Source organism: Mesorhizobium sp. M0771 (assembly GCF_040320155.1).
In the GTDB taxonomy this organism is placed as follows: domain Bacteria; phylum Pseudomonadota; class Alphaproteobacteria; order Rhizobiales; family Rhizobiaceae; genus Mesorhizobium.
In genome coordinates this window covers 16,609-31,408 of the sequence record NZ_JAMYPC010000036.1, presented here as the reverse complement: position 1 = coordinate 31,408, position 14,800 = coordinate 16,609, and the positions used below count along the sequence as shown (strand labels likewise).

Annotated in this window: 5 protein-coding genes and 5 pseudogenes; 5 read left to right on the top strand and 5 right to left on the bottom strand. The window is 60.1% G+C overall.

Annotated features, from left to right (window positions below):
* On the top strand, window positions 1-99 hold a 99-nt coding region (locus NKI05_RS32315; protein WP_502898780.1), incomplete at its 5' end, for a KUP/HAK/KT family potassium transporter.
* 88 nt (window positions 100-187) lie between these two features.
* Here the strand turns inward: NKI05_RS32315 and NKI05_RS30885 are convergent.
* The 3 genes and pseudogenes from NKI05_RS30885 to NKI05_RS30875 all read right to left on the bottom strand — a co-directional run bounded on the left by NKI05_RS30885 (window position 188) and on the right by NKI05_RS30875 (window position 1,744).
* A pseudogene (locus NKI05_RS30885) lies at window positions 188-921 on the bottom strand (IS6 family transposase).
* 50 nt (window positions 922-971) lie between these two features.
* Window positions 972-1,132 (bottom strand): annotated as a pseudogene (locus NKI05_RS30880) (DUF1403 family protein); the annotation flags it as partial.
* Window positions 1,133-1,375: 243 nt separating this feature from the next.
* Window positions 1,376-1,744, bottom strand: a complete 369-nt coding sequence (locus NKI05_RS30875; RefSeq protein ID WP_352794065.1) for a flagellar export protein FliJ — start codon at window positions 1,742-1,744, stop codon at window positions 1,376-1,378.
* A gap of 296 nt (window positions 1,745-2,040) precedes the next feature.
* Here NKI05_RS30875 and NKI05_RS30870 point away from each other — a divergent pair.
* Window positions 2,041-2,346, top strand: a pseudogene (locus NKI05_RS30870) (IS6 family transposase); the annotation flags it as partial.
* Here the strand turns inward: NKI05_RS30870 and NKI05_RS30865 are convergent.
* Window positions 2,345-3,069 (bottom strand): annotated as a pseudogene (locus tag NKI05_RS30865) (TnsB C-terminal domain-containing protein); the annotation flags it as partial. The pseudogenes NKI05_RS30870 and NKI05_RS30865 overlap by 2 nt on opposite strands.
* Before the next feature lie 730 nt (window positions 3,070-3,799).
* On the opposite strand from NKI05_RS30865, the gene NKI05_RS30860 reads away from it, so the two are divergent.
* Window positions 3,800-10,177: a Ulp1 family isopeptidase gene (locus tag NKI05_RS30860; protein ID WP_352794063.1), complete on the top strand. Its 6,378-nt coding sequence runs from the start codon at window positions 3,800-3,802 to the stop codon at window positions 10,175-10,177.
* 767 nt (window positions 10,178-10,944) lie between these two features.
* Window positions 10,945-11,322: pseudogene (locus NKI05_RS30855) on the top strand (type IV secretory system conjugative DNA transfer family protein); the annotation flags it as partial.
* A 42-nt stretch (window positions 11,323-11,364) separates the two neighbouring features.
* Here the strand turns inward: NKI05_RS30855 and NKI05_RS30850 are convergent.
* A complete protein-coding gene (locus tag NKI05_RS30850; protein WP_352794061.1) occupies window positions 11,365-11,568 on the bottom strand; it encodes a hypothetical protein in 204 nt (67 codons plus the stop codon).
* Between the two features lie 395 nt (window positions 11,569-11,963).
* Here NKI05_RS30850 and NKI05_RS30845 point away from each other — a divergent pair, with 395 nt between their 5' ends.
* Complete coding sequence (locus NKI05_RS30845) at window positions 11,964-14,498, top strand: two-component system VirA-like sensor kinase (RefSeq protein WP_352794059.1); 2,535 nt, start codon at window positions 11,964-11,966, stop codon at window positions 14,496-14,498.
* Window positions 14,499-14,800 lie beyond the last annotated feature (302 nt).

Sequence of the window (14,800 nt, the reverse complement as noted above, 5' to 3'; positions counted from 1 at the left end):
CTGTTCATCGGGCTCGCCCGCTCGGCGGCCGATGCGACGGAGTATTTCCAGATCCCGACCGGACGTGTGGTCGAGATCGGCACGCAGGTGGCGATTTAGGGCATGCCGCGGTTGAGAAGAATCGGTGCTGTCAGATTGATTGAGCGGTAAGGAAAATCAGGTAGCAGCGCGCCCGGCACTGTAAGTTTCATCGGCTTGATGCAGCGATAGCTGGCCGGGACGGCTGTGACGCTGTAGCGACACAATGCATGGCGGCGTTACGCAGGTCTCGATGTTGAGCCGATGACAGCGCATCGCAGGGAAAGTGGAGCAGGTCGGCAATCGGATCATGGATGGAAACGAACCGCTGAAGCTGGCGTGCCGACTTGAAGCGTTTCATGATCCTTTCGCGTCGTCGGGTGGGCTGGTGCGAATTTTCCGCTCGATTATTCAGGCCTGTGTGCGACCGGTGTTCGACGCCGGGCATGAGGTCGCGCATGGCGGCATCATAGGATCGGAGCTTGTCCGTGATCATGATCCGTGGTGTCTGCCCTTGAGCCTTCAACCTGTGCATCAGACGCTTTGCCGCCTTGGCATTTCGGCGGCTTTGTACCAGCACTTCGAGGACGAAGCCGTCCTGATCGACGGCACGCCAGAGCCACTGCTTCTTGCCACTGATAGCCACGACACATTCGTCGAGATGCCATTTGTCGCCCATGCAGCCGGCTGACCGTCGCTTGATCTCTCGGGCGAAATTCCGTCCGAATTTCTCCGCGCAGCTTCGAACGGTCTGATGCGTGACGATGATGCCGCGGGCCGCCAGCATGCCCTCAACCATGCGCAGGCTGAGCGGAAAGCGAAAGTAGAGCCATACCGCGTGCGCAATGATCTCGGGGGAAAGCCGTGGCGACCATAGAGCGGACCACGAGCAACTTCTGACATGGCCCAATGTACGCACATCTTCATAAGCTGTCGGTTGACTTTACGGTGCCGCGCCAAGCGAGCAGCATCCGGCCGGCGGGGCCGACCCCGTCTCCCGGCCGTGAGCAGAACGGCATCGCGCAAGCGCTTCATCCTCGACGCGGCCAGCCTGCTTTGCCGTTACCGCCGTCGCCGAAAGCGCCAGGCGTTGCCGCCAGGCGCCGACCCGCCGGCAGCGGTTCGTCTCCACCGTTGATCCGATTGCCAACCAGTTCCACTTTCTCCCAATACCTGCGTAACGCCGCTATGCAAATCTGGAACAAAATCGCGTATGTCGCCGCAGCATGACAGCCGTCCCGGCCAGCTATCGCTGCATTAACCGCTGATATCTTTACACTGCCCGCACGCCTCTCGCGCGCCAACGGCCAGTCGGTGTCGCGAATTGAGGCGCGCTGAAGCCGTCCGGCTCAGCCGATCATGGCGCTTCGGTTGCCGGGTTCGAGGTCGTGGCCTCTGCCGCTGCGCGATCTAGCATTTGCGCCTTGGAGAGCTCTGCTTCAGCCTCGGCGAGGCATGGCTCGGCTGCGGTTCTCTGCCGCAGAAGGTCCGATTGCGAATTCTTGACGTTGTCACGACGTAGGCGAGCGGCCTTGGCGAACGTCGGATAAGCGAAATGATTGACATCGGAGATGCCGGCCTTCGTTTCCTCGGCGTTTATCTGGAAGTCCAGTTCTCGCGCCATGCGTTCGAAATCGGCAATCATCATGTCTAGCTGGTGCAACTGTCGCCGCTTCTCATTCACCTGAAATTGCTTCAGTCGGACCAGACTACCTCGGGGCTTCATGACTCGGTACTCCGGTACACATTTCGTCCAATTCAAACCGCTCTCTCCCCTTAACGTTAGGCCTACAGCGACTCTCACGTTTTCTGCTGCGAGCGGAAACATATTTTCCAAAATCCTTGCCCGATGGCTATGAGTTCAATGGCATCGACAAGCATGCGAGCGGGGGACTTAAGGGGCGGTAAAAAAAAGGCGGAATAGGGCGATTTTCACAATGTCTGCATATGAACGCGTTGGGACCTGCGGCGGCTTGACACACAAAGCAATCGTCAAGATTTGCGACATGGACGCCGGGGGGCATGAATACGCCCGCCGTCAGCTACACGCCCCCCGATTTCCGCCGCCTATTATCGCCCACGCGGTCTGGCTTTATTTCCGGTTTCCGCTGAGCCTGCGCCTGGTTGAGGAAATGCTGCTGGAACGCGGCATCGTGGTTTCGTATGAGACAAGTCGCCGTTGGGGCATCAAGTTCGGGCCGGACTGCGCTCGCTGCTTGCGCCGCAAGCCGCCGTGCCGGAATGATGTCTGGTACCTGAACGAAGTGGTCGTCACCATCGCCCGGCAAAAAGCTTTGGTTGTGGCGCGCCGTCGACCAGGATGCGTGGCCAACCATGCCTCCTTTGGACACATGGCCTGCGCGAGGCAGAGCGCGACCGACAGCGCCGATGGCTTCTCAAGGGTGAGGCAGAAGCCGAGAATGCAGCGCGTGGCCACGTCGCTAACGATCGTAAGATATGCGCGGCCGATGAAGGTTCCACCACCGTCGACGACCTCAACGAAGTTGATGTCGGTGGGTGTGTGATCGATCTGGCAGACATCCAGCGGGTGCGTGGCATGGATGTAACCCGGCCGCGCCTTGAGCCGTTGAAGGATGCTTCGGGTTCGCTGATCTTTTCCTCGCGATCTACTCGGGGCTGAACAGCGAGGGTATGCGACGCGCGACGGTGAGATAGGATGGAGTGGCCAGGCCGGCCTCCTCGCAGCGAGCCCGGACCTCGGCCACGACGGGAGCGAGCGGCGGAGCCTCCAGCACGAGCCACTGCGTCTTCACGATGATCTCCTCGATACCCTGGTCAAGGCGCTTTTTCCGAGTCCCCTCCCCGTCGCGCAGCAGCGACGTCACGGTCCGGTCGATGCGGTAGCGCGCCAGCAGATTGTAGATCTGGCGGGCGCAGCTCCGCGGCGGCCCGCTCGATCGGCGCCTGACGGGGCCCCGCACCATCGAGGATCTTATCCAGCTCGCGGGCTACACGACGTGCCGCGGACCATGCTTCATCGGAGAGAGATGGGGAAGGAGTTGCTTTTCGGTTGTGTAATCGGTTCGGCAAATGACCAATGAAATCGTTAGCGGAAAATCGGGGCTGTCGTAGCGCTAAAACCTAAACAACACCTCTTTTCCCTGTTTGAAATCGGGAAGTAAAAGCGACACCGGTAAACCAGCGAGCCATCTCCAATATGTGAATTGTGGATTGCTCCTCGACGGGAGCTGGGGCGGCTCCGCAAGCCTTACGACGCTCTTTGCGAGCCGTAGCTGCCGAGCTGGCAAAAGGCCGGGCTACGTCGCGCCAGCGCAATCGGCGCGCAGAAAATTAGGCCTACCCGCTTCGGGACCGCGGACCTCGTCAGCTTCTCGTAAGTATGCCCGAGTAGGTTGCTCAGCTGATCTGTGGACGTGAGGCTAGCGTGAACCGGCACAAATTTGACCGATCCAATGTAACAGCTTGGCGGCAGTTGCAGCCCCCGGCATCTCAAGAGCAAGCGGCACAGGCCGGGCAAGCGGGCTTTGAGCAGCGCTTGGGCGAGGCGCGCCGAGCCGCTGCCCAAATTCCGGCCCCCGGCGTTCCGGCTCTGCCAGACCCGTTCCATCCTCATCCGTCTCAGGGAGACCTGAGCCTCATCGAAGCCGCGGCCCCATGGGAAGCGCAGCCCATGATGCAAGGGAGCGGACAAGAACACGCCGCGGCGCCGTACGCCGGAGGCAGTGGGTCGATGCTAGGTGCCTCGGTGCTGCAGCCGGGTCACTCAACGGCGCGCCATCATCATGCACCGGATTCGTCAGTGGTTGATCTGAATCCCGCACCGGTCGAGTTGCGTGACCATGCTCGTTCTGTGCCGGCGGCGGTGCAGCCAGATCCTTCAATAGTGGTCTCCGGTCACGACAAGCGTCCTCTTTATTCCAACGATGCGACTGTTGTCGAAGGGCTGAGGTCAGCACTCTATGCCGGTAAGGTCGGGGAGCGCTCGGTCAAGCGCCATGTAAATTCTCTTCTCGGCTTTGGTCGTTGGCTCTTTGATAATAACAGGCCGGGATTTGCTGCTCGGCTTGACGCGCTGGATCAGGATCTCAAGGAGTACGAGAGCAGGGTCGGCCCCTCGGAGTACGAGAGCAGGCGTGGCCCCTCGGACGTGGCTAGAGCAGTGGGTCGTCTCAAGACGTGGGCGGGCGGAGCGCCAGTGCTGGGCCGCGCTGTCCTGACTCCCGACCCTGCCGACGCCGCGCTCATCAGAAAATACACAGCGGCTCTCATCAAAGAGTACAAGGCAGCGTCTGCGACCGAGCCGAATCCCGCTACCATTCAGACCTATGGATCTGCTCTTAGACGTTTTAGTCAATACCTGGTTGAAAACAACAAGCCGGGGATTGCGACTCGGCTTCACGAGGGGTCGCTGGATGAAGATGCCAAGCGCTATATGAACTCCGGTGGGATCAGTGCACTAGCTCATCTCCGGAAGTCCGAACTCAGGCGCGAAATTGCCCTTGCTGCTCGTCCGGAAGACGCAGTCGGCATGGAGGCTCGTGCCATTGGGGACGCCGCTGCGCAGCATAGCGGGCCGCAGAAGGCATTGGGTCGGCCAGAGAAGCTCCCTGGGAAAGCTAATGAAGACGGGCGGGTGCTCGGCGCATTGCAATTGCTAGGCGACCAACATATCCAGAGGGATTACCAGCTCCTGGAGCAGGAGTTGCAGGGGAACAATCCAGAACTCGCCGCCCGGACGCGGTTCGTGGATCCCCTCGTAGCCCATTCTCATCTGCGCTTCGGCTCCGAGAGCGACAGGCTAAGCGCATTCCAGCGCATCGTCCATAATCAGAACGGTAACGACACAGCCGACTTCCTGTTCGTGCCAGTGAGCGATGGCGGTACGACTCGTGAGGAGCGCGGCACCCATTGGTCGCTGCTATTCGTTGATCGCCGCGACCGGGCACGGCCGGTTGCCCATCATTATGACTCCGCCGGGGAATACAATAAAGAGCTTGCAAAAGAGTTCGCAAAAAGGCTGGGCGCCCGCCTGGACTCACCCCGCATGGCCCAGCAGAGCAACAGGTGGGATTGCGGAGTCTACGTGGTGGACGGCACGCGGGCGCTGGTTGGGCGATTGCAAAGATGGCAGCCAGATGACCTGAACCTCAACAACCTCGTCGTCAATCGGCAGGCACTACAAACCCGCCTCATGGGTGACGATACATCTGGAACGGCAAATTATCTCACGAACTTTGAACTCATGGACCGACACGCCCGAGACGCGGTTAAGGAAAGCCCCGTTGGGACGGGGGACGCCGCTGCGCAGCGCAGCGGGCCGCAGGAGACATTCAGTTGGCCGGAGAATCTCCCCCTTGGGGAAGCTAATGAAGACGACGCTGTTGTGGCATCGTCTTTCGTGCCTGGGCACCATCACCAAGCCTCGGATCCCGCAGGGTCCTTTCGTCCCCTGAGCTGGCGCGACGGCGACCAGCGCGCGCTGGACGAGCGAATCGCTGCACAGGACAGGAGCAACCAGCTACCAAGCGAGGAGGTCCTCATCAACCGTGAGCATGATACAGCGGAGTTGAGACCAGCGAAGAGGCAAAGGACCCTGAACAGTCGTCTGCAGGACGTTGCCACTGAGCCGCAGCTGAGCGAGACCGGCAATTCAGGCGCTCGCGTGCTGATGCAGGCCCCCACCCATCAAGTGGGTGCATTGCCATGGGAGGCGCAGCCCATGATGCAAGGGAGCGGACAAGAACACGCCGCGGCGCCGTACGCCGGAGGCAGTGGCGAGCACCTGGCACCGCATACCGGAGGCAGTGGGTCGATGCTGGGTGCCTCGGTGCTGCAGCCGGGTCACTCAACGGCGCGCCATCATCATGCGCCGGATTCGTCAGTGGTTGATCTGAATCCCCCCGCACCGTTCGAGTTGCGTGACCATGCTCGTTCTGTGCCGGCGGCGCCTGCCGGGCCAGCGTTCGCCAGGGCTGAGGAGACGCCCTCCGCGGTTGGCGAGGCCGCCGTGGCCGAAAGGCTGGCTCGGTTGCAAAAGCAGACGGTCGACGCTGATTTGTCGGGATATTTCGACTCTATTCCGCACGCGGACCTTCTACGATCGCCATGGGAGGCGCAACTCATGACACAAGGGAGCGGACAAGAACACGCCGCGGCGCCCTACGCCGGAGGCAGTGGGTCGATGCTGGGTGCCTCGGTGCTGCAGCCGGGTCACTCAACGGCGCGCCATCATCATGCGCCGGATTCGTCAGTGGTTGATCTGAATCCCCCCTCACCGTCCGAGTTGCGTGACCCTGCTCGTTCTGTGCCGGCGGCGCCTGCCGGGCCAGCGTTCGCCAGGGCTGAGGAGACGCCCTCCGCGGTTGGCGAGGCCGCGGTGGCCGAAAGGCTGGCTCGGTTGCAAAAGCAGACGGTCGACGCTGATTTGTCGGGATATTTCGACTCGATTCCGCACGCGGACCTTCTACGATCGCCATGGGAGGCGCAACTCATGACGCAAGGGAGCGGACAAGAACACGCCGCGGCGCCGTACGCCGGAGGCAGTGCGTCGATGCTGGGTGCCTCGGTGCTGCAGCCGGGTCACTCAACGGCGCGCCATCTTCATGCGCCGGATTCGTCAGTGGTTGATCTGAATCCTCCCGCACCGTTCGAGTTGCGTGACCATGCTCGTTCTGTGCCGGCGGCGCCTGCCGGGCCAGCGTTCGCCAGGGCTGAGGAGACGCCCTCCGCGGTTGGCGAGGCCGCGGTGGCCGAAAGGTGGGCTCGGTTGCAAAAGCAAATGGACGAACCAGTGCATGATCCCGGCCCTCAAGTGGATACATCGCCATGGGAGGCGCAACTCATGGTGCAAGGGAGCGGACAAGAACACGCCGCGGCGCCCTACGCCGGAGGCAGTGGATCGATGCTGGGTGCCTCGGTGCTGCAGCCGGGTCACTCAACGGCGCGCCATCATCATGCGCCGGATTCGTCAGTGGTTGATCTGAATCCCCCCGCACCATCCGAGTTGCGTGACCCTGCTCGTTCTGTGCCGGCGGCGGTGCAGCCAGATCCTCCAATAGGGGTCTCCGGTCCCGACAAGCGTCCTCTTTATTCCAACGATGCGACCGTTGTCGAAGGGCTGAGGTCAGCATTGGAGAGCACGGTCAAGCGCCATGTAAATTCTCTTCTCGGCTTTGGTCGTTGGCTCTTTGATAATAACAGGCCGGGATTTGCTGCTCGGCTTCACGAGGAGTCGCTGGATCCGGATCTCAAGGAGTACGAGAGCAAGAGCGGCTCCTCGGACGTGGCTAGAGCAGTGGGTCATCTCAAGACGTGGGCGGGCGGAGCGCCAGTGCTGGACCGCGCCGCTGTCCGGAATCCCGACCCTGCCGACGCCGCGCTCATCAGAGATTACACAGCGGCTCCCATCAGAGAGTACAAGGCAGCGCCGACCGGGCCGAATCCCGGTACCATTCAGACCTATGGATCTGCTCCTAGACGTTTCAGTGAATACCTGGTTGAAAACAACAAGCCGGGGATTGCGGATCGGCTTCACGAGGGGTCGCTGGATGAAGATGCCAAGCGCTATGTGAACTCCGGTGGGATCAGTGCACTAGCTCATCTCCGGAAGCCCGAACTCGGGCGCGAAATTGCCCTTGCTGCTCGTCCGGAAGACGCAGTCGGCATGGAGGCTCGTGCCATTGGGGACGCCGCTGCGCAGCGCAGCGGGCCGCAGGAGGCATTGGGTCGGCCAGAGAAGCCCCCTGGGAAAGCTAAAGACGGGCGGGTGCTCGGCGCATTGGAATTGCTAGGCGACGAACATATTCAGAGGGATTACCAGCTCCTGGAGCAGGAGTTGCAGGGGAACAATCCAGATCTCGCCGCCCGGACGCGGTTCGTGGATCCCCTCGTAGCCAATTATCATCTGCGCTTGGGCTCCAAGAGCGACAGGCTAAGCGCATTCCAGCGCATCGTCCATAATCAGAACGGTAACGACACAGCCGACTTCCTGTTCGTGCCAGTGAGCGATGGCGGTAAGACTCTTGCGGAGCGCGGCACCCATTGGTCGCTGCTGTTCGTTGATCGCAGCGACCGGGAACGGCCGGTTGCCTATCATTATGACTCCGTCAGCGGATGGCATGACCCGCTTGCAAAAAAGCTCGCAAAAAATCTGGGCGTCAGCCTGGAGACCCGCGTGGACTCACCCCGCATCGCCCAGCAGAGAAACGAGGTGGATTGCGGAGTCCACGTGGTGGACGGCACGCGGGCGCTGGTTGGGCGATTGCAAAGATGGCAGCCAGACCTGCCAGACGTGAACCTCAACAACCTCGTCGTCAATCGGCAGGCACTACAAACCCGCCTCAGGGGTGACGATACATTCGGAACGGCAAATAATCTCACGAACTTTGAACTCATGGACCGACAGGCCCGAGACGCGGTTAAGGAAAGCCCCGTTGGGACGTTTCCCCAGCAGATCAAGCGCCTCGGCCAGTCAGCGCCAGACGTTGCTCCCGGGGACCCATTTAAATTTCAAAGTCTTGAGAGCAAGGGGGACGCCGCTGCGCAGCGCAGCGGGCCGCAGGAGGCATTCAGTTGGCCAGAGAATCTCCTCCCTGGGAAAGACGACGCTGTTGTGACATCGTCTTTCGTGCCTGGGCACCATCACCAAGCCTCGGATCCCGCAGAGTCCTTTCGTCCCCTGATCTACGGCGACCAGGGCGCGCCGGACGAGCGGATCGCTGCACAGGACAGGAGCAACCAGCTACCAAGCGAGGAGGTCCTCATCAACCGTGAGCATGATACAGCGGAGTTGAGACCAGCGAAGAGGCAAAGGACCCTGAACAGTCGTCTGCAGGACGTTGCCACTGAGCCGCAGCTGAGCGAGATCGGCAATTCAGGCGCTCGCGTGCTGATGCAGGCCCCCACCCATCAAGTGGGTGCATTGCCATGGGAGGCGCAGCCCATGATGCAAGGGAGCGGACAAGAACACGCCGCGGCGCCCTACGCCGGAGGCAGTGGGTCGATGCTGGGTGCCTCGGTGCTGCAGCCGGGTCACTCAACGGCGCGCCATCATCATGCGCCGGATTCGTCAGTGGTTGATCTGAATCCCCCCGCACCGTTCGAGTTGCATGACCATGCTCGTTCTGTGCCGGCGGCGGTGCAGCCAGATCCTCCAATAGTGGTCTCCGGTCACGACCAGCGTCCTCTTTATTCCAACGATGCGACCGTTGTCGAAGGGCTGAGGTCAGCACTCTATGCCGGTAAGGTCCAGGAGAGCACGGTCAAGCGCCATGTAGATTCTCTTCTCGGCTTTGGTCATTGGCTCTTTAAAAACAACAAGCCGGGATTTGCCGCTCGGCTTAACGATTCGTCGCTGGATCCGGATCTCAAGGAGTACCAGCGCAAGAGTGGCTCCTCGGACGTGGCTGGGTCACTAGGTCGTCTCAAGACGTGGGCGGGCGGAGCGCCAGTGCTGGGCCGCGCTGTCCTGAATCCCGACCCTGCCGACGCCGCGCTCATCAGAGAGTACACAGCGGCTCACATCAAAGAGTACAAGGGAGCGCCTGCGACCGGGCCGAATCCCGGTACCATTCAGGTCTATGGGTCTGCTCTTAGACGTTTCAGTCAATGCCTGGTTGAAAACAAAAAGCCGCGGATTGCGGATCGGCTTCACGAGGGGTCGCTGGATGAAGATGCCAAGCGCTATATGAACTCCGCTGGGATCAGTGCACTAGCTCATCTCCGGAAGTTCGCACCCGGGCGCAAAATTGCCCTTGCTGCTCGTCGGGAAGACGCAGTCGGCATGGAGGCTCGTGCCATTGGGCACGCCGCTGCGCAGACCGCGGCACAAGCTCATGGCCACGCAGGAGAGCAGGGACCCATCTCTCGAGCTCAACAAGTCGCGCCAGCGCCGTTTGAACGGCACTTGGGCAAGAAGCGCGAGGCCCAGGACGGACTGACGAGTACACTTGACAGGAGCAACCTCGTGAACAGCGGGGGCGTCATCATAAACAATGAACATTACACAGCGCTGTTGATACCGGCGAAGAGGCAGAGGACTGATAATCCGCAAAGCCGCGCCATGGGGCGGCAACTGAGCGAAGCAACCACGACGTCCATCAGCCAAGCCTCCGATCAAGCCCGAGCGGACCTAATGGCTTCCTTCAGAAGTAGGGAGCGCTCCGACGCGGGGCGTTGAGCTCCATGGCTGGGGTCAAATCGCCAAACCGACGCAAATGTCGGACAGGGGAGGCCGCTGAGCCTCATCCGCTTCGATGAGAGCGGCGTCGGCGGGTTCTGTCGCAAACTTTTCGGAAAGGTCATTTGCCGCAAAAAATCGCTTGCCGCATCGCGACGAGCACTGAAGTCGATCAGCAGCCGCAAGAGCCAGTATGTCAGCAACCGGGCTCGAACACATCTCAACCGGTGAAAAGGTTCTCGAAGTCCGCGAGGCCCCCGCGGCGGCCATCATCATGTACGCGTTGCGGCACCTCGAAACCGCTTCCCTTGGCGTCGGATCAATCGTGTTGAATCAGCAAGCCTGGCCCCAGGAGGCGGTTTCAGGTGCATGGAGCAGTACTATTCACAAGAGGGTGCGAACGGGGCATAGCGTGCGCACTCGAAGGCGTCAGCGGGAGCGTCAGCTACATAGTCGATAACACGCGCTTTTTACCTCGGTCTCGGCTCGCAACGATCTAACGGCGAACTCATGCTGGTCGGCAAGGCGATACTGGCTGGAGCATCAACTCGGCCGACGAGAGTGGCCACACCATCCTAGACAGGATCGGCCGATATGCCCGGCATCGCCGCTCTGCAAAAAGCACAGCGGGCATCCAGACGTTGCCGGGTTGACTATGGGTGTCCGAACCGCGAAAAGAGGCCGCTCTTTCTGAGTGGCGTGGGCCGGCAGTCTAACCCCAAGCCCCCCGCCCGGGCTGCCGGCGCGCTTCTAGGAACATCGAGGTAGATGACGAGACTCCGAACTACATTTCCAAAGCTATCGGTGGATTCACATTTCAAGCCAAATCGATTTCCTACAGCCAGGCGCGAACGTTCGATTGGAACGTTCAGAATTCACATCAAGGTGCACCGCTATTGCGTCCCGAACAGGTTCGGCTGCTCGATGACGACTACGAGATTGTTCTTATCAAAGGTCTGCCACCATTAAAATTGAGGAAGGTGCGATATTTTTCGGATCGCATTCTGAAACGCATCTTTGAAAGCCAGACAGGCGCCCTCCCGGAGCCGGCGCCCTTGACGGGAGCAGAGGAGGCGCTCTCCGCAGAATCTCAACTCGATGACCCGCTGTGTGAATTGGCGCAGGACTTTGACGATACAGTTTGATGTGAGGCTAGTATGAACCGGCGAAATAGTAATCCATCCCGTTTAACAGCTTTGTCGCAGGTGCAGGACGCCGGCTTGGAAGACGGGCAAGCGGTCCAGGCCCGGCGAGTGGGCTTTGAGCAGCACGTGTCCGAGGCGCTCCGGCCACTGTTCGATGGTCGAGCTGCCGAGCCGCCTACCGGTCCAGAGGAGCTTCTGCGACTGGAAAAAGGGTTTCGCGAGGTGCTTCAGCGAGGGCAGGATCATCAAGCCGCCGCGTCTTTTTTCAGCGATCCAAGGATGCCCGCTGGACGGGATGCCCCCAAGGGAAGCGTGTCGGACGCTTTCGCACCAGCCGGCTCTAGGCACGCCGGAGTTGAGGCCGCCGCCCCGCCAGTGTTAGCTGCCAGCCAACAGCAGATCCGGCCCTCGCCAGTTGCGTTTGACCGGCCGGTATCATCCTCGGCTGCTGCAGGCGTGCGCTTGTATGCCCCTTCGATGATCTCTCGGAAGACCAGTTCCGAAAACTGCGATCAGTTGCCCGCCTTGTGCTGCCGCCTCGCCGTCGAGGTCGAAACGCCCGCGAATCAATGGAAGGTCAGCGGGCCATGGGGGCAGAGTGCAACGGTGTCTACACCGCCTATTTGAGGGGAGAGGTACACTTGGCTTTCCTGTTCCAGCAGCATCCGGCCGCACACCGACGCGATGGGGAGCTAGAATTCAAATCGGACCTTCGCAAGGCACGCACCGCGGATCAAACGCCGTTCGTTTGGGAAAAATGGCTCAGTACCGACAAAGCTTCTGTAATGGCCCTAGTGGCCTCGGTTGCGCTCTTGGTCGCGATACAGTGGCAAGACCCCCAGATCAACGAGGCGGTCCTAAGCGAACTGCGGACGATTCAGATCAACTACGCATTGCTCCAGCGAGACGTCGCCCGCGCCGACATGGTATTGGACCTCCGTTCCGTTGCTTCTACCGGGCATGCATTAAAAAGGAACCTTCAAAACTACCAACGCCTTGTTGAGATTTCGCCCAATGAGAGCTCCGGGGTGCACTCCAGGTTGGTTGCACAGCTCAAAAAGTCCCTCGAAAACACAGAAGCTGCCATCTCGGCCTCGGCCGCGCAAAATGAGCTTCTGCAAAGCTCTCTGGTACGCTTTGCTCGCTCGGCTAATCGCCTTCGGGGGGGATTGTCGAACAGGCCTGAATTTTCCAATCTGATCCTTCAATTTTCGGCCAGACCGGGATTCAGCCTCGCATTACAAATCGATCAGTCTCTCCGCCGACTTCCTCCTAGCCAGGACCAAGTCACGGAGGATGTTGCCCGCGAGGGCCGCGCTATCCTGTCCTCAATGTTGAGGTTGGACCGCGCTGTCAATCGGATCCCATCCTTCGACACGTTCGCCAAGGCTGCCGAATTGGAGCGAGAACATCTGAAAGCCTACAGCTTCGCCAGCGCGCAAGCGCAGCGTACACGACTTTTCTTTGGCTTGGTGTCCATATGCCTCTGCTTGTTTGCGACCATTCGAGCCTCCACGCTGCATGTGCGGACGAACCGGTTGGAAAGGCGGTTAGAGCTTGAAGCGGCAATGAGTGAGATCGAAGCTTGCTTCATCGACAGTCAAGCAACGAAGGCTTCGCGGCGCTTCTCCACCGAAGCAGCGCTTAGACTCATTCAATGCGTTTTCGATGCGGATCAATGCGCGCTTGCTCTGGTGGATCCGAGTATCAGCAGGAATACCGAGTACTTTGTCGCGAACAAGCGCATGCGCGTCTGGAACGCCACGCTAATCCATGAAGTCGTCTCACTTGTACACCCGGAACAGCCAGTGTTTCGCGTCGTTCCGGCGTCGGAAGTCGTTCGGACTGCCGTAGGCACTACCGGTGTTTGTCAAATTGTTGGGTGCAGGGCCTCCGATCAGCAGGCTGCGGTTTGTATCCTTGTTTTTGAAGGAGATCGCTCACCACCCTCCACAGACGACCTCCTGGTTCTGGCGAGCGCTACTGTGCGTTTAGGCAACCATCTTGAAATGCAACGTGTACACACGGAACGTAACCTTTTTGAGAGTCGATGGGAGCATGCGGAAAGGCTGACGGCTGTCGGCACAATCGCAAGCGGCGTTACACATGAATTCAATAATGTTCTAGGAGCAATAGTCGGCTACGCAGAGATGGCTAAAGGTCTTGTGCGCCGCCCCTCGAGAATTCGGGGCCACATCGGCCAAATTATCTTGGCCAGCAACCGAGCCAAGCTGATTATTGATCAAATTTTGTCACTAAGCCGAACCCGGAAGCGCGTGACGATGCCTTTCGACGTCTCGGAGAGTGTAATGGATCTCGCGCCGTTGCTGCGGGTTACACTTCGTGCGGATGTTCAGTTGAACTTCAAGATCAACGAGTGGCAAACGGTGATCGAGGGCAGCCCGACCGAGATACAGCAAATCCTTATGAATCTATGCAAGAACGCGTCGGAGGCTCTCTTGAATGAGGGCCGTGTCGAGATTAGCGTTTCTCGCGCTCACGTCTGTCAAACGAAGCCTGTGGCTAAGGGCACCTTGAAACCGGGAGATTACGTTCTCCTCTCCATCAGCGACGATGGCCAAGGAATCGCAAGTTCGGTGCTTCCGCACATCTTTGAGCCCTTTTTTACCACGCGCTCTCGCGTCGGCGGGACCGGACTGGGTCTTGCTGCGGTGGACCGCCATGTGAGCGCGCTCGCAGGATGCCTTGACGTCACCTCGGCTGTTGGCCGAGGTACACGCTTCGATCTCTACTTACCGGCCTGCGCCGAGGAGCAGGTCAGAGCTGATAGCGCTTCCGGTCCAGACGATGGATCACTTGGCAATGGAGAAATCATTGCAGTCGTGGAGTCCGATCCAGCAGCGTTGGAGATCTACAACGATAAGATCGCCGCGCTTGGTTATAAGCCTGTCGGCTTCGCGACCTGCGAAAGTCTTTGCGACTGGATCGAGAGCGGGAAGGCAGCCGACCTCCTAATTTTCGATCAAGCGACTTTCCTCGGGCCAGGACAGCCCGAAGCCGTACGTACCACCCTGATGACGGTGCCCATCATCGTCGTTGGTGGAAGCGACCCCATGCCGATCACATCTGGTAATCAGACCTTCGTCCTTTCGCTAGCCAAACCGGTCTCGTCCAGGACGATGGAGCATGCTATTCGTAGGATGATAATGGCATGATGCCGCCGACGCGCTCAGGCTGCCGAGCTACCGAGGCAATCGGAGGCGGAGCCGGCTGGGATCCAGCAAATACAAGAGCGTCGGACGATCTCTGCGCATCCGGCTCATGGCGAGTTCCCCTCGAACACTGTCGTCGGCTTCCGCCCAAGGAAGGGCTCCCCGACCACGGCAAACCTGCCGCCGTGCTCGTGACCGTCAAGGACAAGTCGCCGCGCGATGGGGTCTGCGAGCCTCCATCCTTGACAAGTCACTGCGCGCTGGCGGCGACAGGCGACGGGTAATATAAGGTCGGGACGAGGAGA

Excerpts from the sequence above, each read along its gene's own strand:
- NKI05_RS30875 (WP_352794065.1), bottom strand. The coding sequence starts at position 1,744 with ATGAAGCCCCGAGGTAGTCTGGTCCGACTGAAGCAATTTCAGGTGAAT.
- NKI05_RS30850 (WP_352794061.1), bottom strand. The coding sequence starts at position 11,568 with ATGATCCTGCCCTCGCTGAAGCACCTCGCGAAACCCTTTTTCCAGTCG.